Origin of the sequence: Faecalibacillus sp. TM498 (genome assembly GCF_020589955.1) — a bacterium.
GTDB lineage: Bacteria > Bacillota_I > Bacilli_A > Erysipelotrichales > Coprobacillaceae > Faecalibacillus > Faecalibacillus intestinalis.
Map to the genome: position 1 here is coordinate 1 of NZ_JAJDKB010000014.1, position 20483 is coordinate 20483.

17 protein-coding genes and 1 pseudogene are annotated in these 20483 nt (G+C 29.8%); 2 read left to right on the forward strand and 16 right to left on the reverse strand.

Translation table 11 applies throughout. The annotated features are described in order from the left end of the window. The 14 genes and pseudogenes from LJD32_RS06110 to LJD32_RS06175 all read right to left on the reverse strand — a co-directional run. Positions 1 to 1626, reverse strand: a pseudogene (locus LJD32_RS06110) (hypothetical protein); the annotation flags it as partial. Positions 1627 to 1653: 27 nt separating this feature from the next. Further along, positions 1654 to 5109, reverse strand: coding sequence for an alpha/beta hydrolase-fold protein (locus tag LJD32_RS06115; RefSeq protein ID WP_227391965.1), 3456 nt, complete (start codon positions 5107 to 5109; stop codon positions 1654 to 1656). Between the two features lie 144 nt (positions 5110 to 5253). Further along, positions 5254 to 6015 carry a MurR/RpiR family transcriptional regulator gene (locus LJD32_RS06120; RefSeq protein ID WP_227391966.1) on the reverse strand — a complete coding sequence of 254 codons (762 nt, stop codon included), beginning with the start codon at positions 6013 to 6015 and terminating at the stop codon, positions 5254 to 5256. A 4-nt stretch (positions 6016 to 6019) separates the two neighbouring features. Continuing rightward, on the reverse strand, positions 6020 to 6778 hold the full coding sequence (locus LJD32_RS06125; protein ID WP_227391967.1) for a MurR/RpiR family transcriptional regulator: 759 nt from the start codon (positions 6776 to 6778) through the stop codon (positions 6020 to 6022). Between the two features lie 136 nt (positions 6779 to 6914). Beyond that, positions 6915 to 7613 carry a dihydrofolate reductase family protein gene (locus LJD32_RS06130; protein WP_175301365.1) on the reverse strand — a complete coding sequence of 233 codons (699 nt, stop codon included), beginning with the start codon at positions 7611 to 7613 and terminating at the stop codon, positions 6915 to 6917. A 24-nt stretch (positions 7614 to 7637) separates the two neighbouring features. Next, positions 7638 to 9521 (reverse strand): beta-glucoside-specific PTS transporter subunit IIABC, encoded by a 1884-nt coding sequence (locus LJD32_RS06135; RefSeq protein WP_227391968.1) that lies wholly within the window; start codon positions 9519 to 9521, stop codon positions 7638 to 7640. Between the two features lie 65 nt (positions 9522 to 9586). Next, complete coding sequence (licT, locus tag LJD32_RS06140; protein ID WP_227391969.1) at positions 9587 to 10426, reverse strand: BglG family transcription antiterminator LicT; 840 nt, start codon at positions 10424 to 10426, stop codon at positions 9587 to 9589. 142 nt (positions 10427 to 10568) lie between these two features. After that, positions 10569 to 11258, reverse strand: a complete 690-nt coding sequence (locus LJD32_RS06145; protein WP_227391970.1) for a prolyl oligopeptidase family serine peptidase — start codon at positions 11256 to 11258, stop codon at positions 10569 to 10571. 140 nt (positions 11259 to 11398) lie between these two features. Then, positions 11399 to 12244, reverse strand: coding sequence for an aldo/keto reductase (locus LJD32_RS06150; RefSeq protein WP_227391971.1), 846 nt, complete (start codon positions 12242 to 12244; stop codon positions 11399 to 11401). Positions 12245 to 12246: 2 nt separating this feature from the next. Then, positions 12247 to 13095 carry an aldo/keto reductase gene (locus LJD32_RS06155; protein WP_227391972.1) on the reverse strand — a complete coding sequence of 283 codons (849 nt, stop codon included), beginning with the start codon at positions 13093 to 13095 and terminating at the stop codon, positions 12247 to 12249. Next, complete coding sequence (locus LJD32_RS06160) at positions 13088 to 13936, reverse strand: aldo/keto reductase (RefSeq protein ID WP_175301371.1); 849 nt, start codon at positions 13934 to 13936, stop codon at positions 13088 to 13090. The genes LJD32_RS06155 and LJD32_RS06160 overlap by 8 nt, the downstream gene beginning before the upstream one ends. A gap of 87 nt (positions 13937 to 14023) precedes the next feature. Further along, positions 14024 to 14788, reverse strand: a complete 765-nt coding sequence (locus tag LJD32_RS06165; RefSeq protein ID WP_227391973.1) for an EFR1 family ferrodoxin — start codon at positions 14786 to 14788, stop codon at positions 14024 to 14026. Positions 14789 to 14802: 14 nt separating this feature from the next. Next, a complete protein-coding gene (locus tag LJD32_RS06170; protein ID WP_119364070.1) occupies positions 14803 to 15651 on the reverse strand; it encodes an aldo/keto reductase in 849 nt (282 codons plus the stop codon). Positions 15652 to 15767: 116 nt separating this feature from the next. Beyond that, entirely contained in the window at positions 15768 to 16913 is a 1146-nt protein-coding gene (locus LJD32_RS06175) for an iron-containing alcohol dehydrogenase (protein ID WP_227391974.1), read from the reverse strand. Positions 16914 to 17012: 99 nt separating this feature from the next. Between LJD32_RS06175 and LJD32_RS06180 the strand changes: the two genes are divergently transcribed. Next, positions 17013 to 17426, forward strand: a complete 414-nt coding sequence (locus LJD32_RS06180) for a MerR family transcriptional regulator (protein ID WP_227391975.1) — start codon at positions 17013 to 17015, stop codon at positions 17424 to 17426. On the opposite strand, the gene LJD32_RS06185 is transcribed toward LJD32_RS06180, so the two are convergent. Continuing rightward, positions 17423 to 18838, reverse strand: coding sequence for an ROK family protein (locus LJD32_RS06185; RefSeq protein ID WP_227391976.1), 1416 nt, complete (start codon positions 18836 to 18838; stop codon positions 17423 to 17425). The two genes, LJD32_RS06180 and LJD32_RS06185, sit on opposite strands and share 4 nt — an antisense overlap. A gap of 23 nt (positions 18839 to 18861) precedes the next feature. Continuing rightward, positions 18862 to 19482 carry a flavodoxin family protein gene (locus LJD32_RS06190; protein ID WP_227391977.1) on the reverse strand — a complete coding sequence of 207 codons (621 nt, stop codon included), beginning with the start codon at positions 19480 to 19482 and terminating at the stop codon, positions 18862 to 18864. A 127-nt stretch (positions 19483 to 19609) separates the two neighbouring features. Between LJD32_RS06190 and LJD32_RS06195 the strand changes: the two genes are divergently transcribed. Beyond that, positions 19610 to 20482: a LysR family transcriptional regulator gene (locus LJD32_RS06195; RefSeq protein WP_175301376.1), complete on the forward strand. Its 873-nt coding sequence runs from the start codon at positions 19610 to 19612 to the stop codon at positions 20480 to 20482. Position 20483: the final 1 nt, after the last annotated feature.

The window sequence follows — 20483 nt, forward strand, 5'->3', positions numbered from 1 at the left end:
TTCTTTTTTTCTTTTAACTAAGCAAACTGTTCCACCTGCTAATACCATCATTGATACTAATCCTAATAATTCTGTATCATCTCCTGTTTTTACTTTTGATGATGTTGGTTTATTTACTTTTGTTGTTGTATCTGTTGTTGGTTTTACTGTTGGTTTATCAGTTGTTGTTTGTCCTCCATTTGCCGGTGTTGATGGTTTTTCTGTATCACTTGGATTTTCTGGTTGATCTGGTGTTGCTGATTGTTTTACTTCTTTTGTTTGCATTGATAACCATTTCCAAGCTGTTAAATCTCCATCTTTACATTGATTTTCAAAGAATAAAGTCCATGCCCAATGTCCATCATATTGTAATGGAATTTTACTTGTTCCTGTTGTATCTAAAATTGTAGGATCTGATGGATCACCAAAGAAACGACCAGTAACGTCACTTGCATTATCAAATTGTGAATAATGGAAATTTGTTGCACCAATTTCTTTCATTTTTTCTACAATAGGAATTGATCCTTTATAACTTGAACTATCTCCTAAAGTATAAGTAGACCAAACTGGGAATGTTTTTAAATAATTCAATTGTTCATCTGTAACAGTATTAATATCAAATTCATGACACATTGGGAATGCTGCTGCAAAATATCCCATATGACTTAAAACCATATCATAAACCATATTTCCACCATTAGAACATCCACCAATAATAATTCTATTAGCATCAATATCAGGATGTGATGTTACATAATTATCAATTAATTCAAATAAACTTTCTCTCCATTTAGAAGGTGTTGCTCCACTTGTATAATTACCATCTTTATCTACTGGCCAACCATATCCTTCAGGACATTGTGGAACAAGAACATAAGCACCTTGGAAATTACTTTGGAATTCATCGCTAATCAAAGATGTAACCTTATTACCTAAATAAGCAATTTCAGGATTTGTTCCTCCTTCTCCTGCACCATGTAACCAAACAACAAGGGCATTCTTTTTATCATCTTTTTCTGGAGTAAAAGATGCATATGGTAAAACATCTCCATTAGTTGCCTTAAATGTATCACTTGTAAATTGATTGATTTCTGGACAAATTTTTCCATCTCCTTCTAAATCAATTTTTTCTGCAACATTTAAAGATGTTACAACTTGATGATCTGTTGTTTTTAATTCACCATTAAGCGTAATTGATAATTCATAAGGATTACACCATTCATTATATCCATTATAAACAAAGGCTGCACCTTCTCCTGTCATTGTCGGACTAACATACATTTCAAGAGCAATATAATGAGAATCTTTTGATACCTTATTTCCATTTTCATCTGAAGTATACGCTTTTAAAACATGTCGATCTGCATTAGACATTCCTACTTCCCATGTAGGTAATAAAATATTCTTTGTTTCTTCAACAGTAAATTCGTCCTCTTCATCACCGATTGAATCTGGTGTAATTTCTTTATCTAAATGAATAACTGTTTTAGTTACAGCTGGCCCCCAATCTTCTGGAACAATATAGGCTTTTTGAGTTCCTGTAGCTTCTACCATTTCAGTAGCATTAACAGGTAAAGCCATCATTGAAAATAAAGTCATTACACTTAATGATAAAGCTGCTACTTTTTTTACTTTTTTATTTTTCATATTATTTATCCTCCCAAGAGATATTAATTATTCAACTTCTTTTTTTCTTTTAACTAAGCAAACTGTTCCACCTGCTAATACCATCATTGATACTAATCCTAATATTTCTGTATCATCTCCTGTTTTTACTTTTGATGATGTTGGTTTATTTACTTTTGTTGTTGTATCTGTTGTTGGTTTTACTGTTGGTTTATCAGTTGTTGTTTGTCCTCCATTTGCTGGTGTTGATGGTTTTTCTGTATCACTTGGATTTTCTGGTTGATCTGGTGTTGTTGGTTGATTTGCATCAGCTGCTTCAATATTTAAAGTTGCAATTGCAACACCATCACTATATTGTAATAAAACACTATGTTTGTCTTCAGCTAAAGAATTTAAATATTCTTTAGTAAACTCAATAGTTGTTCCATCTTCACTCAATTGATAATTGCTGGTATCAACAACATTATTATCAATCAATACTGTTGTATATTTATCCTTTTCAACATTTACTGTAATTTTTACATTATCGTCTGTTCCCTTTTTCCAAGAACTATTTTTTCCTTCAACAACATCATATTCGTTATTTAAATTGTTTCTAAATGTGATAGAGCAAACAGTTAATACTTCTCTATCTGTCATTCCTTTAGATTGTAGTTCCATCATTCTTTCATTTGAAACTACTTTTCCATTTTCTACTACAATTGTTCCTCCTGCCCATTTTGGATCTTTACTTAATTGATCATATGCTGATTGTATTGCAGTAGCAACCCATGTTCCATATTCAGGATTATTCAAATAAGGTGTATGTCCTCCAATATTATATTTAATATTGTTTTCTTTTATATATTTTTCAGCTTTTTGTGCTCCAAGTAACCAATTATGAGCGTTTGACATATTAAAATTAGTTCCACCATATTGAATTTGTGCACCTAATGAATCTCCACTATAGATAACTTTATGAGTTAAATCAGCTAATTGTCCACCACCTGGTGTATGTTCATCAGTAATTTCTAAGAATTGGAATTCAACTCCTGCTGCTGTGAATTTTTCCATATCTTTTACTGTTTCTACAGATTTCCATTGAATATCTGAAATTAAATCTTTTCCCACCATTGATTCTACAGTTCCATCTTTTTCAGTTAATACTGTATGTGGTTCATTTTCTGGCCAAACGATTGTTGTTATATTTCTTAATTCATCATCTTGACCGATAACAGCTAAGTTGTTTGCATGATCACCATGATTATGTGTTACAAAAATCTTTAATGATTCGCATTTATCTCCAATAACAGCTTTAATTTTTTCATTAAGCACATTAGCACCATAGAAATCTACATCGATCATGAATGCTTCTTTTCCATCTTTACTTACATACATCATTGGATTTTGTAAATCAGTATCATTTAACATATACCATGTTCCATTTTTATCTTCTTTCATTTTAATCACAAAGAAGTTTCCATAATCCATTGTTAAATCATGTTGTTTATCATAGGCTTCATCTGCATCATATCCCATCACTAAACCAGTAATAGAATCATGCGCACCTAAATCATATCCCCACCATCCATGTGAATCAATATGGAATCTTAATATAACATTTCCTTCTTTACTTTTTGCAATGACATCTGTTGCTCCACGAGTTGTTTCATTTTTGAAGGCATCTGTATCATATGCTGAATCCCAATCATATTGTAGATCTGTTGTTGGATCAAAATCATTGATTTGTTTTAATAACCCAACTAATTCATTAACATAAGCGGCATCTACTGTATTTCCTTTACTATCAATGATGCTATAACCTTCATTTTTATCAACTAATTCTTTAACTTGTAAAACATTAATATAATACGAAAGCATATTATAATAACTAGTTCCTGGTTCATCAACACAGTTTTTATAATTAGATACTAAATTAACATCTTTTAATTGCACATCGACAGTAATTGTTTTATCTATCTCATTTTTTTCTTGTTTAATATTTTTAATTGATAAATGTGATTTTAAAGTATCCGAGATGTGTTGTTCTGTTTTTGTACCATCTTTTTCATATCTTGGAATAATAACACTTCTTACTGCACTTTCTGCAGTTCCTTCTTCACCTGGATTAACAGGTTTATTTGTATCTTCCCACAAATAATCTTTTACAAATATAGATAATAAAGTTCGCCATGCACCCCAATCATGACCACCATTGACATCATATAAATCATATTTTACACCTGCTTTGTCTAATCTGCTTGTAAAATCTGGAAAATTTGTTTTTCCAAAAGGATCAAGATTTCCATATCCCAACATTAATGTTGGATAATCTTTATTTTCGATATTTTCTACATCAATACCACTTAATGTATGTGAAAACATTCCAAAATATCCAAATTCACCTGCATGCTTTTGATATAAAAAGGTTGTTAAACGTGCCCCACCAGATAATCCAGCAAAAGCTCTATCTTTAGCATTTGTAGAAACACTATAATGTGATTCAACATAAGGAATAACATAATTCATTATGTTATCTTCAATTGTTTCAAATCCTCTACCTGGTGCAGAATTTCCTAGTCTGAACGTAGTTGTCAAATCTAATGTTACAACAACAGTATCTTCTACTTCACCAGCAGCAATTAAATTATCCATTATATTTTTAGCAGAACCTATTTCAAACCATTCTACTTCATTTCCACCGCTACCATGGGATAAATATAAAGTTTTATATGTCTTATTTTTATTATATCCATGTGGTAGGTATACCCCCATAGCTTGTTGAGAACCATCGACAGCAGTATACGTCATATAATTTACTTCACCCTTTTTCACATCAGTAGGGAAAGTATACTCTTGACCATCCAAACAATTTTCCTTATCTCCTATATAAAACAAACTCCAACCACTACTATTATTTCCAACTGTTAAAGGTAGATTAGCAGGATCTAAAATTTGTTCATCATATCTTCCTTGAGCATTACTATATAAATTATATTTATAGTAGTATTGCCCATTTGGAAGTGGTACATCTACACTCCAAACGCGATTTGAAATCTCTGTCATTTCAATTTCTACATATCCCCCTGGACTTACTAAATGTCCCGTAGTAAACATAGAGCCATCATTTTTAAAGTTTTCTGGTGAAACAGGCGTAATAGTTCCTGTACTTCCATTGTTTAAATAATCTTTAGCTGCTTCACTAGTAAAAAAACCAAAACCTCCTGTAACAGTAACTTTTTCTAAATCTTTGTCCGCAACATATGTAAAGGTTGCCATATATTTAGAATCTGTATTTGTAAATTTTGTATTTTCTTTAATTGTTACTCCTTCTTTATAAGATGTTGCCTGTTTTGAATCAGTTTCGCTGTTTTCAATTTTAGTTACAATACTATTATTAGTTTTGTTATTTTCTTCTAATGCTCTTACTGTTTCAACCGATAAAGACAATGGGCTTGCTATTCCCAATATCATCATTGCACTTAATGACATTGTTGCAAGTCTTTTCTTTTTAATATTTTTCATATTCTTATCCTCCTAAATATAGGATACTCGAAAAACAAAAGCGCTTTCAATGAGAGAAAAGTGCAATAAATCCCATAAGTAAAATTATTATTTTTATAACAAGTTATTTTATAAAATGATAAAAATATATGATTTTTCTAAATGTTAGAGTGAATAATTTGTGTATTTATTAAAATACACAAACTTAATATAATTCAATATTTCTATTACAATTGAATTTTCTATTTCATTATGATGTGTATTAATGAGTTGAATAAACTCATCAAAGTTAAAAATATTATCAAACATCATATTTTGTGAAATAGCCACTTTTTTTACTTTGGTATTATTAAGCTTTAAAAAATAATGTTTATTCAAAGTAACAATTCTTCCTGTAATCGTAATTAAAAAAATCAAATCATTTTCTTGATAATTAGCTTTATTTTCTTTAAAACCAATTTGTTCAAAACAAAAATCTTTGCCAAACAAAATCATATCTTCTACAAAATTAAGAGTTAACGATAAAGGGTAAACAGCACCTATCATATGAATCTTCCGCGCGTTATAAATCAAATCCACAACACGCTCTATACAACCATTAAAATCATCAATATTGTCTTTCAATCCTATTCTTGAATAAAACTGTTCGCTATTAAATTGTCGATATCTTTTTTTAATTTGTTCTATTCTACCCTCTTTCGTATTAATCAACATCCCTTTTAAATGTTTATAATTATCTAACCCTAGTTGTTTACAAAACTTATTAATTGTTGTTGTACTTGTTCCACATTCATAAGCTAATTTATCTATTGAAATTTTTTCAATTTCATTAATATGTTCTAATATATACTGTGCTATAAAAGAATAAGCATCTTGATGAAATGAATTAAAAACATATAACAACATGACAGATATAACCGTATTCACTTTATCACCCCTTTAATTTTAAAGTTAATATCATATCAAGTTTATTAAAAAATATTTTATAGAAATAATCATAATATGTATAAGGTAAAGATAAACAAATATCTGTTTCATTTTGACTATTTTGTCCTATATATATAATTTGTGCAGGAGTTTTATTAATGCTATTAATAGCATCATTTTGAATAAATACAAGCTCCTTAAAAGTATTCCAGCTAACATAAGGATCAATAATAATAATCAAATCATTTTCATCTAAAGAATCAAATAATTCTTTTTGATTTTCTTTAGATAACGACATACTTGTAATAACTTCTTTTTGATTAAAATGACAATAAGAAACAAAATATTGAAAACAGTTTATAAAATCTTTTTGTCCATAAAACATAATTCTTTGACTACTTTTTATTTTTTCACAAATTCGATCAATTTGCAATGATACTGCTTGTTCACATTCTTTTAAAAAATCTAATATCATTGTATCTAAAATTTGTAAATCATGATTTTCAAAGAACTGCATTTTACTTTTAACTTCACTTGCTTCTAAATAAAGGTCATTTATAAATTGTGTAACTCCTTTATAGCCTATTTTTTGACAAAAGCGAATAATCGATGCTTGAGATATTTTTGTCTCTATACTTATTTCTTTTAAATTCTTTTTTTCTATCGTGGATAAATTGGATAATAAATATCTAGATAAAACATATTCGATTGTTTGAATATTATGCGTTTGTTGAATTAGTTCTAATTTATCAATAATATACATATTTTCTCTCCAAAAGAATAGAATTGTTCTTTTTATACTTATTTTTATTTTAACGAGAAATATCAAAAAAGTACATTATCGATATCTCATACCACTATAACTATAAGTTATACAAAAAAGTGAGACCTGAGTCCCACTATTTTCTTACATATTTTAAATATAAACCTGATTTCATTAAAAGATCACTTTGTTTTAAATCAAATGTTTGACCTATGTATTCATGACAATCTTCAAAAATATTAGGTTGTTTTTCTTCTCCTGATAAAACAGGAGAAACAACAAGACTTAATTCATCTATTAAATCATCTTTAATAAAGTAGGTATTAGTAATTCCTCCGCCTTGTAATAAAAGCTTTTTAATAGAGAATAAATTATAAAGTTTTTCTAATGCAAGTCTTAAATCTATTTCCTCTTTACCTACAAATAAATAAGAAATATTTAATGTTCTTAAAGTATTAAGGTATTGGTTGGAAACATTTTCTGTAAGAATCACAATTAAATTTTTATCTTTAAGTCTTGTATTTTGATAAACAGTTTCATCCCAAATGATTTCTCCTTGAGGATCAATGACAACAATCCACTGATGTTTATCATCTTGATATACATAATCTGTTTTTGGTAATTGAGTATTTATTGAGGTTTGAGTTAATTTTTGTTTTGAAAACATTTCTTTAGCAGTTGTTGTTCCATAAATAATCGCATCCCCATTATAATCTTTAGAAATATCGCTATAAATCTTTGCAAGTTCTAATGTTTGTTTTTCTCTAAAGAAACCACCGGCAATTTTTCCATCTATTGATTGTAACATATGGCATATGACATATGGTCTATTCATATGATCCCTCCAATACCTTTATTTTTAGTATTTAACTTCCATTAAAGTTTCTTGTAATTGTACAGATGAAGCATTTGTATTTTTAACTTCTTTTAAATCTGCATAATTTGTGACTAAAACAGGAGTTTCTAAAGTATAACCAGCTTCTTTAATTTTATTCATATCAAATTCAACAAGTAATTGACCTTGTTTAATTTGATCCCCTTGTTTAATATGGGCAGTAAATCCTTCACCATTAAGTTGCACGGTATTAATACCAATGTGAATAAGTAATTCAACGCCTGCATCACTTGTAATACCAATTGCATGTAAACTTGGGAATAAAACAGTCACTGTACCCGTTACAGGAGCATAAACTTTTCCTTCTTCTGGTAAGATCACAACACCTTTTCCTAAGGCACCTGAGGCAAAAGCAGCATCGCTTGATTCTTCGATTGGTTTTACTTCTCCTTTAATTGGAGCTAAAATTGTTTCTTCTTCTAATTTTGTCACTTCTTTATTTTCAACTTGTTGATCGTTTGTTTTATAGAAAATCATTGTTAAAACAAAACCAACAACTAATGAAACAGCTCCCGCAATTAATGAAACAATCATTCCTGTCGCATTTCCTTTTGGTGAAATGAAGTTTACAACACTAAAGATTCCAAGACCACCAATAACATATTGTTTTACTGCAACTGTTCCCATGATAGCACCACCAACAGCTCCACCAATACAAGAGAAGACAAATGGTGTTTTTTCAGGTAATAAGAAACCATAAATAGCTGGTTCTGTTACCCCACAAAATGCTGAAATCACACCTGGAATTGCAAGTGCTTTTTTATTTTCATCTTTTAATTTTAAATACATCGCTGCAAGAACACCTGTTGCCGCAAATGTTGTTCCTAACATACCTGGTAAAATTGTATCATATCCTAAATTTCCAATATTAACCATCGCCATTGGTACAAGTGCCCAATGTAAACCAAAGATAACTAAACATTGCCATAATGCACCAATGACAAAAGCAGTTACGATTGGTGAAAAAGCATAAAGTCCAGCAAACATATTTGATAAAACTGTTGTTAATAAACTTACAACTGGCCCAATAACTAATAAACCAATTGGAAGTGAAATAATTAAAACAAAGAATGGAACAAAGAAGTTTTGTAACATTTCAGGTACGAATTTCTTCGCAATCTTTTGAATTTGAGCTGCTAAAGCAACAATACAGATAACTGGTACAACAGTACTTGTATAGTTACCTGAAACAAATGGAATACCTATAAATTTTGTATAGTAAGATCCAATGAATGGTAATGTTCCAATTGCTTTTCCTGCAGCTGATAATGTATCTGTTTGAATTGTTGGATAACAAAGTGTTGCTCCAATAATCATTCCGACAATAACATTGACATTGAATTTTTTAGCTGCTGTATATCCTAAAATAATTGGTAAAAAGTTAAAAATAGAATCACCAATTGCATTTAAAATCATATAAGTTCCACTATTATTGAAACTTGATCCTAAAATAAATACTAATAAAGCATTTAAACCTTTAATGATCCCTGCTGCACATAATGGCCCTAAGATAGGTTGGAAACATCCTGAAATAATATCAATTAACTTATTGAAAAGTCCTTGTGGTGCTTCTTCTTCTACTTGTTGAGTCCCATTACTAATACCTGCAAGTTCACATACGTCTGCATATACTAAAGGTACATGATTTCCAATAACAACTTGATATTGCCCTGCTGATTTCATTACAGTGACAACACCTGGGTTATTTTTTAATGCTTCATCATTGGCTTTTGATTCGTCTTTTAAACGAAAACGTAATCTTGTAACACAATGTGTTAAGCTGTTGATGTTTTCCTTTCCACCAACATTTTCCAAAATCTCTTTGGCTAAATTTTCATACTTACTCATAATTTTCCTCCATCTTTCTAAGTATTGAAATTTGAAGGTTTGGCCAACTTAATGTCACCATCCAATTAATGACTATTTCCAAGATAAACTACACGATGTATATGGATCGTTAAATAAAGTTTTTCTTCGTCATAAAGTTCATAGTTATATTGATTTTTTATGTACATCGCAATTTTTTCGACACATTGATAGGCATTGACATATTTTACTTGAACCACTTCCAACAAATCATCTTCTTGTTTGTTTTGTTTTTTGTGTTCAACTAAACGTTGTGCAAAAAATTTCAAATGGGTAATAAAACGATAGTAATAAGCACTTTCTTCATTAAATTCTATCTTGAAGTGATAACGTACAATATTTTCGATTTCTTGCATGATCTTCGTAATTTCATACATGTCATGAACATCTTCATCTAATTGTCCATTGACAATATGTAAAGCAATAAATCCTGCTTCATCATTTGGTAAAAGCACACCTGTTTTCTTTTCAATAATTTCAAGAGCCTTTTTCCCTATTTGATATTCTTCTTTATAAAATCTTTGAATATCCCATAATAAAGCATTCTTCACTAAAATATTGTCTTTTGCTCTAACAACAGCTGTATAAATGTGATCAACCATAGAAATATAAATATTATCATTTAAAGCTTTTCCTAAACTCAATCTTGCTTCATCCATGATTTCTTCACCAATTTCTAAATATTCTAAAGGAATATCCACAACAAGTTCTTTAAATCGACTTAAAACTTCTTGGTTTTGTAGATAAAAAACTTTATCAATTATCTCTGGTTCTATCGTATCCCCTGTTTTCTTTTTAAAACAGATTCCTCGACCCATCACAATCTTTTCTTCGTTATTTTCAATAACGACAGCTACATTGTTGTTTAAAACTTTGCTTATTTCCATAATCACCCCTCCAAAATAAAAACCTATTTATTGCGCACTTAAAAAGGGTGGCAATAAATAGGTTTAGCTTGTACTTAAACAATCACTATCCTATAAACTACTCGAACATGATATCACAAAATTAAAACGGTTACAATCTTTTTTATCTATTGAATAGCCATCCCATGATATGTTCATCATTCGCAAATAAATGACCGCCATATCCATGTTCATTTGTTATGCCTTGACTTGTAAAATATTCTTTATTTTTCACATCTAAAATAACAAGCTGATCTATTTCTTCTTGATTTAATCCTTCTTTTTTATATAAACTTACAATTTGTTGGTAAGCTTCTTTAAAAGGAGTTGAACCATAGTATTCATCTTCTTCACCAATCACAAAATAAATTGGTGTTTTATTTTTGACAACTTTATTAAAATTCCCATCACATTTTGAAGAACACATTAAAGCAGCTCTATAGAGTTCAGGCTCATTCGTTAAAATCCAAGAAAGCGTTTCGCCACCACCAGAATAACCACTAATATAAACTTTATTTTTGTCAATGTTATAATGTTTTAAAAAATATTTTGTCAAAGCAATCGTTTGATTGGCTGATAATTCATCCCAATCTTCTAATTGTGGTGCTAAAACAATCATTTGAGCGTTATAGTTTTGACTTACAAAGCCAAATTCTTCTGTCTCTAAATTTTTTCCAACACCTTGAAAATATAAACCTTGATAACCTGGTAAGGTTATATATAAAGCATATGATTGCCTTTTATCATACGCTTTAGGAATATAAGCATTATAGTGTATATCTCCATATTGATCGTCTTGGAATACGTTATCCAACGAAAAATTCTTATAATATTTAGTACCTGTAGTTATTTGAATTTTAGAGTTTTTTTGAGATTGAATGTCTGAATTTTTATTTATATAGAGATAGCTACTTAAAAGTATCAGGCACACTATAATGCATATGTTTTTCTTTTTTAACGTTTTAAACCACAAATCATTTCTACAGTTGCTGGATCATAGTGAGAGAAGAATGAACTTGTGTCTTTATTAAGTGAAGTAATTGTTTGCATATCTTCTTCACTTAATTCAAAATCAAAGATATTTAAGTTTTCTTGCATTCTTTCTTTTCTGACTGTTTTAGCTAAAGGAACAATTCCTCTTTGTACAAGCCATCTTAAAATAACTTGTCCAACTGATTTATTGTATTTGTTTCCAATTTCTACAAGTGTTTCATTTGTGAAGATACCATTTTTACCTTCCGCAAATGGTGCCCATGCTTCTAATTGTACACCGTATTTTGTATTGTAAATTAAAGCTGTATCTTGTTGATGGAAAGGATTCACTTCTACTTGGTTAACAGCTGGTACAACTTCTGTATCTAAAGCTAAATCCACTAAACGATCTGGATAGAAGTTAGATACACCAATAGCTTTAATTTTTCCTTCTTTATATAAATCAATTAAAGCACGATAAGCTCCATGATAATCTTTAAATGGCTGATGTAATAAAACTAAATCAAAATAATCTAATTGCATTTTCTTTAATGATTCTTCTACAGAAGCTTTTGCCTTTTCATAACCATAATTAGAAATCCATACTTTAGTAGTAATAAATAATTCATCTCTTGGTACACTTGTTTCTTGAATTGCTTTACCAACAGCTTCTTCATTTCCATAAGATTGTGCAGTATCAATTAAACGATATCCTGCATCGATTGCATCTAAAACAACTCTTTTACATTCTTCTTCATCTTTAACTTGGAAAACACCAAAACCAACAACTGGCATTTTCACTCCATTATTTAATGTTTTGTATTCCATAATTATTCTCCTTCTTCAAAATTACATTTTGTTGTGGCAAGTCTTTGTAAAGATTCTTTAGTCACTTTATAAAATTGTGTATGTTTATTCACTTTTTCAATTTCTTTCATTTCTTCATCTGTTAGTTCAAAATCAAAGATTTGTGCGTTCGCTTCAATATGATCTAATGATTTACTTCCCGGAACAAGACCAAATCCCATTTGAAGATGCCATCTTAAAATAATTTGTACCGTTGATTTATGATATTTCTTTGCAAGTTCTATAAAGATTGCCTCTTCCAACATATCACTATTTCCATGTCCTAGAGGGTACCATGATTGAAGTTGTATATGATTTTTTTTACAAAAATCATATACATGTTCTGCTGGATAATAAGGATGACATTCTACTTGCATAATCATTGGTGGTATTTCACATTGATCCATGATTTCTTGAATTTGTGAAACTTGGAAATTAGAAAGTCCAATCGCTTTGATTTTTCCTTCTTTATAGGCTTTTTCTAGCATCTTATAAGCATAGATATAATTATTAACGGGATGATGTAAAATCATAACATCAATATAGTCTACGCCTAATCTTTTTAAAGTATCATCAATAGCGTGATCATTTTCATAAAGTGTAGGTCCTAATTTTGTTTCTAAATAATAATCTTCTCTTTTTAATCCTGATTGTTTTAAACCTTTTCCTACTTCAACTTCATTTCCATAACGGTTGGCTGTATCAATGAGTTGATAGCCATGGTTTAAGGCAAAAGATACATTGTCTTCAATTTGTTTACCAAATTGTTGAATGGTACCAAATCCAAGTTGAGGGATTTGGTACCCATTGTTTAAAGTAATAAAATTAGTCATGAATTTTTAATCCCATTAAACGTGTTTCGTTGGCAGGATCTTCAGGATTATGAGATGGTTTGTTTGTATCTAAGGCTTGCATTGCTTTCATTTCTTCATCTGTTAATTCAAAATCAAAGATATCAATGTTTCCTTTCATTCTTTCTTCATTTGTAGATTTAGGTAAAGAAATAACTCCTTCTTGATAAATCCATCTTAAGATAATTTGACCAGCATTTTTATGATATTTTTTAGCTAATGAAACAATTGTTTCATTTTCTAATAAATCTTTATTTCCATGTCCTAATGGATACCATGCTTCTAAACGAATATTGTTTTCAGCCATTACTTTTCTTAATTCTTTTTGTTGAACAAATGGGTTAAATTCTACTTGGTTAACTGCTGGCATTACAGTCATAGCGTCTTTAAATTTATTCCATAAGTTCACAGTAATATTAGAAATACCAATAGATTTGATTTTACCTGCTTGATAAGCTTCTTCTAAAGCTTTCCAAGCTCCTAAATAATCACCATAAGGTTGATGTAATAAATAAAGATCAATATAATCTACTCCTAATAATTTCATAGAAGTTTCAATACCTTTTTTCGCATTTTCATAACCATAATCTTGTAACCATAATTTAGAAGTAATAAAGATTTCTGAACGATCAATACCACTATCTTTAATTGCTTTTCCTACATCACTTTCGTTGCAGTAACCAGCAGCTGTATCAATATGACGATATCCTGCTTTTAAAGCAGCTAAAGTTGCATCATAAGTAGGTCCATCATTAGGAATCATGAAGACTCCAAATCCTACTGCTGGGATTGTTTGTTTATTATTTAATTCAAATGTTTTCATTATTATCTCCTCCAATATCTATCTTTATTTTAGTTTTAAATTCTATAAATGTACAATATAAATAGTGCATGTTAGTATAACTGGAAGTTATACTTGTTGGTTTGCTTCAATAATATCTTTTAGACTTACTTTTTCATGTCTATAACGTGCATTAGGATTGATGTCTTTCAATTTTGTGATGATGGCCTTTGATGGACAGTTTTGTGCACATGCTAAGCAAAATTCACAGGTATTTTGTTTTCTTTTAGCCTTTTTATCTTCAATATAGAAAAGACCTCTTGGACAAACCTTTGTACAAATACCACAGCCAACACATTTATCAGTTACCGTAATTTGTTCACCATTAATGAGTTCTGGATTTTTCGCAAAGATTTCTTTGGCAGAAGCATGGAAATCTCTTCCTGCCTGTGTTGCTTCAGGAATTTCTTCTTTTTTATTTTGGATATCTTGAAGTGCTTGTTGGATTTGTTGTTCAACATTTTTATTCATTGCTCTTTGTTCATTCATATCAAAAGATGGTAAGTAGTTATCTACCATTAAAATAGAATGAATATAATTTACATGTCTTCCTTTTTCTTCTAATAAGCGTGCGATACATTCAGGAGCATCTGTGACATCTTTTCCATAAGTTAAAATCAAATAGAAATAATCTGTTTCAAATGTTGCCTTTTCTAAAAACTCTAAAACAATTTTGGGTGCTTCTCCTGCATAAACAGGATAAACAATTCCTATTTTTTCATCTTTAAAATTTAAGTTTTCTTGATGTAAGATTTGAGGGATACTGATGGGCTTTTCTTCAATTTGTCTCGCCACATACAAACTATTCCCTGTACCTGTAAAATAAAATAACATATTCCTTTCTCCTTTTAATCATGTATTTTATATTTATTAAGCCATTTTGCGGTCATATAATTTTGATGATCAATAATTTCACTATAACCTAAATCAAGTTGTTCTATTTGTTTTTTATCTTCTTTATCTAACTGAAAATCAAAAATATCTATATTTTCTTTCATACGCTTTAAATGTGTGGTTTTAGGAATGGCAATAATGTGATTTTCTAGATGCCATCTTAGAATAATTTGTGAAACTGATTTTTGATGTTTTTTCGCAATATCTAATAACATTGGATGATGAAAGATATCACGTTGTCCTTCATTTAAAGGACCCCATGCTTCTAACAGACAATCACATTGTTTTAAAACACATTTTTGATTTTTTTGTTGATAGAAGGGATGAAACTCAAGTTGATTGATCATAGGGTGTATCAAACTATTCATATAAAGATCCATGAATCTTTCTGGTGAAAAGTTACAAACACCAATTGCTTTGATTTTGCCTTGTTGATAAAGTTCTTCCATAGCTTTCCACGAGCCATAATAATCACCATAGGGTTGATGAATTAAATAAAGATCTAAATAATCAACTCCTAAGTTTTCTAATGATTGATGAAATGCCTGTAACGTATTTTCATAACCGGCATCTTGAACCCATACCTTTGTTGTCAAATAGATTTCTTCTCTTTTAAGTTTTGATTCTTTAATGGCTTCCCCTATTTCTTTTTCATTTTGATAAGAAGCGGCCGTATCAATCAAACGATAACCAGCTTCAAAGGCTTTTAAAACACATTCTTTTGTTTGTTTAGGAGGTATATGTAAAGTACCGTATCCTAACATCGGTAGTTGATAACCATTAGCCAAAGTTATATATTCCATATCTTGTTCCTCCTTACATCTTTATTGTAGATTTCAAAGAAACAAAAGTACAATATCAATAAATCATATCACTATAACTGTCAGTTATACAAAAAAAGCTATCCGAAGATAACTTTTTACATACATTCTAATAAGATATCATAGACTTCTTCTTTAGTAAGAGTACGAGGATTTGTTTTGATAAGGTTTGTTGTATCTGCCACTTTCTTTAATAAATCATTTGTGATTTCAACTTTAGATTTTAATTCAGGTAAAGTTGTTGGTAAATGACATTCTTTAATAAAGTTTTGAAGTGCTTCTAAACCTTCTTCAGCTGTTTTTTGATCAAACACAACTTGGGCAAAACGTGTTAATTTTTCTCTGGCATCATTTAAAATATGATAACAATAAACAGGTTGAATAACGGCTAAACCTTGTCCATGATTACAATCCGTAAAAGCTCCTAATTGATGTTCAATTTGATGCACTTGGAAGTCTGTTTGACGACCACATTTTAAAATACCATTTTCAGCCATGGCTGAATCCCACATTAAATTACTTCTTGCTTGCTCATCATTGATATCTTTTAATAAACGTCTCATATTCACAACGGTATTTTTCATAATGGCTAAGGCCACATCATCTGATACATTGTCTTGATCTGAATTTCCTAAATAAGTTTCTAAAGCATGACTTAATGTATCAAAGGCACCTGATAATACTTGCATTGATGGAACCGTCAATGTATAAGCTGGATCAAGAACTGCAAAATCAGCAGTTGAAGCAAAGATACCACCTTTCCAATTCTTTTCTTCATGAGTAATAACAGCCCCACCATTCATTTCAGCACCTGTTCCTGAAGCTGTCACGATGGCACCCATTGGAATCCCTTCTGTTGGAAATTTACCATGAACATATTCCAAATCCCAAATATCTTCATCAATAACTGCTTGACTAGAAATGACTTTACAACAATCAATAACACTTCCTCCACCAACAGCTAAAATAAAATCAATTTTTTCTTTTTTTACAAGTTCGACTCCTTCTTGCACTTTTTTATATGTTGGATTGGACATAATCCCATTAAATTCAATTACTTCTTTGTTTTCTTCTTTTAATAAAGAAACAATTTCATCATAGATTCCATTTTTCTTAATAGAACCTCCACCATAAGCTAATAAAACTTTACTTCCATATTTCTTTAATTCATTTGAAAAAGCAGTTTTTGCACTTCCTTTTCCAAAATAAACATTTACTGGATAAGAATAATTAAATGTTTGCATTTTATAAGCCCCCTTTATCTCTTATCTATTACAATGTGATTATAATTTACGGTTGTAACTATCGGTCAAGAAGAATATAATTTTTTTGAGGTGATTTTTATGTACACAATGATGCAAGTTTGTCGTAAACTCGATATGACTTATCAAACTTTAAAGTATTATTGTAATGAAGGACTTGTTCCCAACGTAAAAAGAGATAAAAATAATCGTCGTATTTTTGATGAACATGATGTAAATTGGATCAAAGATCTTTCTTGTTTAAAGAAATGTGATTTTAGTATTCAAGAAATGAAAGAATACTTAGAACTTTGTTTACAAGGACCTTCTACAATTGAAATACGCAAAGAAATGCTTTCTAAAAAAAGAAAAAGTCTTGAAGATACGATTCAACAACTTGAAGAAAGTATTGATTATATTGATTGGAAACAAAACTTTTATGATGATGTTTTAAGTGGTAAAAAACCTTATGTAAGTAATTTAATTAATTTAGATAAACAAAACGAACAAAATTAAACTTGTTCGTTTTCATTTAAATCATCTAAACATAACTTTGTAATTCCATCAAGCATATAATACCAAGATTCTTTTATGATATAAATTTCTGGGAGAAATTCTTGAGGAATAAATGATAATAAACCTTCTTTTATTTCTTCTTTATCTGGTGTCATGGGTGAAAAAAGTGCAATAGCTTCAGGACCTATGATAGAAATAACTGGTAAAAGTGATTTTATGACAAGTTCTTTTACACCCGTTTGGTGCCAAGCAAGTTTTTCACAATCATCAGATAACTGCATTCTTCTTAAAAAGAAACGTATTTCTCCTGCAATTCCTTCTTTACCTAAAACAACTTGACCATTGACTAAAATACCTTGTCCACCAACACCAAAGCCAAACGGTTGTGAATGGAAAATAATATTTTTGTATTCACTATGTTCTAGTGAAAAACCTACAACCGCCGCATTGGCATTATTAGAAATGACAACATCAATATGATACTTCTTTTCTAATTCATTTTTAAGATCAATATCTTTTCCATCAATAGAAGAACGCAAATGATCATTTTCTTTAATAATTCCCGGTATCGCAATAGCAATCGCATCAAGATGTTTAACCTTCAATAAAACAGTATCAATCACATCATAAAGATCATTCGTATTTAATGTAGGTTTTATAATTATTTGTTGGTCCATAATATCATTATTATCGTAAATACGATAATAAATACGTGTTTGTGCTCTATTGGCAGATAAAACAATTGATAAAATACGTCTATTATAATGTTTACAACAATGACATTTTATTTCTTGTTTTTCTTTTTTCTCTTTTTGAAATTGATCAATTTCATTTTGAATAAATTTAATGGCACCTATGGCATCATAACCAGCAAAAATAGCCGTAGGTATTTGTAAAACAAGTTTATCTGGTAAGCTTTCTTTTAAACGTTTTAATAGATAGCCAATTTGTGGAGCAATCAAGATTACATCATAGTTTTCTACTTCTTCATAAATATTTGTATAAGCAACAGCTTCAAAATGATAATCTTCTCCTAACATTTCCACAACTGAATTCAAATTAGAAGCAAACATTGATGTTGTCAATCCTGATGAACATGAAAGCAATACTTTCAATGTTTTTTTATTTTTTAATTCAATCAATGTTTCAACCATCTCATCATAAAGTTGATGGGCATGATCTTCATCATTCAATTCAAAATGAAGATAAAATTTAACTTCTTGATCTTTATAAGAAACAATATTAAATTCAACAATTGTTCCTTCTGTCACATCAGTAAAATGAATTTCCGCCTTACCATAATCCGTATTTAACTCAATACAATCTTGATTATTTTCAATGATTTGATAATCCTTTGTTTCATGATTTTTTATCCATTCTTTAAATACACTCGACATATATTTTTCATCCATTTTATCCTCACACCTTTCATTTATTATCTAATAAAATTTGTACGATGGAATTCTTCTTTTTCTGGTAAGCCATATTTTTCTTTACCATCATGAATACATTTCATTAAAAATGACATGTTTCTAGCAAGAACACGCATTGTTTGTAATCCTTCTTCATCTTGACTTGCTTCTCCCATTTCTCTTCCATGAATAGAATTCCAATATTGTGAAGAAGCAATTGGCATTCCTGAAATAGCAAAAAATTTATTGATTTCATCATAAGTTGAAGAAATCCCTCCACGTCTTGCGACAACAGCACTTGCTCCAACCTTCATGGTTTTATCAAACGGTGTACTATAGAACAGTCTTGTTAGAAAAGCAATTAAGGTTGCATTGGCAGAGCCATAATAAACCGGCGTTCCAACCACAAGTCCATCTGCTTCTTCAAACTTTTGAGCAATTTCATTGACACAATCATCAAAAACACAATGACCCAATTTTGTTTTACATGACATACAGGCAATACATCCTCGAATATCTTTATTTCCAATATGTACAATTTCACTTTCAATACTTTCTTGATCAAAGATTTTAACCATTTCATCAAGAGCAATCTTTGTATTTCCTCTTGGACGAGGACTTCCATTAATTATTAATACTTTCATTTTATCACTTCTCCTTTTTCCTATTCTTATTTTAATATACCGCTTACAAAATGTACATTATCATTCAATTATCTTACTATGACTCAAAGTCATAGTGTGTTATAATAACGAAAAAGGAAGTGAAACTATGATTGAATTTAACCAACTTGAACATCTTGTTGCCATTGCGAAAAATAAAACCATTTCAAAAGCCGCTGAGGAATTGTTGATTTCTCAACCTGGACTTACAAGATCCATGCAAAGATTAGAAGATGATTTAGGACTTTCTTTATTTGATCGTAAGAAAAATAAAATTGAACTTAATGAAAACGGAAAACTTGCGGTAGAATTTGCGCAAAAGTTGCTTGCTAAACGAGAAGAAATGATTAAAGAACTTACAAAACTAAGTCAAAATCATATTTCTTTTGGTTCTTGTGCACCAGCTCCTTTATGGGGTGTTGAATATGCTTTATCAAATAACATAGAAGCCCAAATTGAAAGTACTCTAGTTCAAGATGAAAATATATTGATTGAAGGACTAGAAAAAGGAGATTATTCTTTAATCGTTTTACATCATCCTTTACAAGATAAAAAATATATTTCACAAGAATTTTTAAATGAATCTCTTTATTTGTCTGTGCCTCCGGCACATCCTTTAGCACCTTTTAAAGAAATATCTTTTTCTGATTTAAACGGTCAAAGTGTTTTACTTCTTTCACGCATTGGTTTTTGGAATGAAGTTTGTCAACGTATGATTCCTGAATCACATCTTTTATTTCAAGACGATCCTTCTGTTTTTAATGAACTTACCAAGATGTCCGCTTTACCTAATTTTAGAAGTGATATTACAATTCAAATAGAAGAAGCAGAAGATAATCGTATTTTAATTCCAATTACCGATAATGAAGCACATGTCAGTTATTATGCGATTTATCCAAAAGACAAAAGAAATTTATTTAAATCTATCATTAAACAAATCAAAGATATTGATTGGAAAAAGACAAAAGAGCTATCGAAATGAT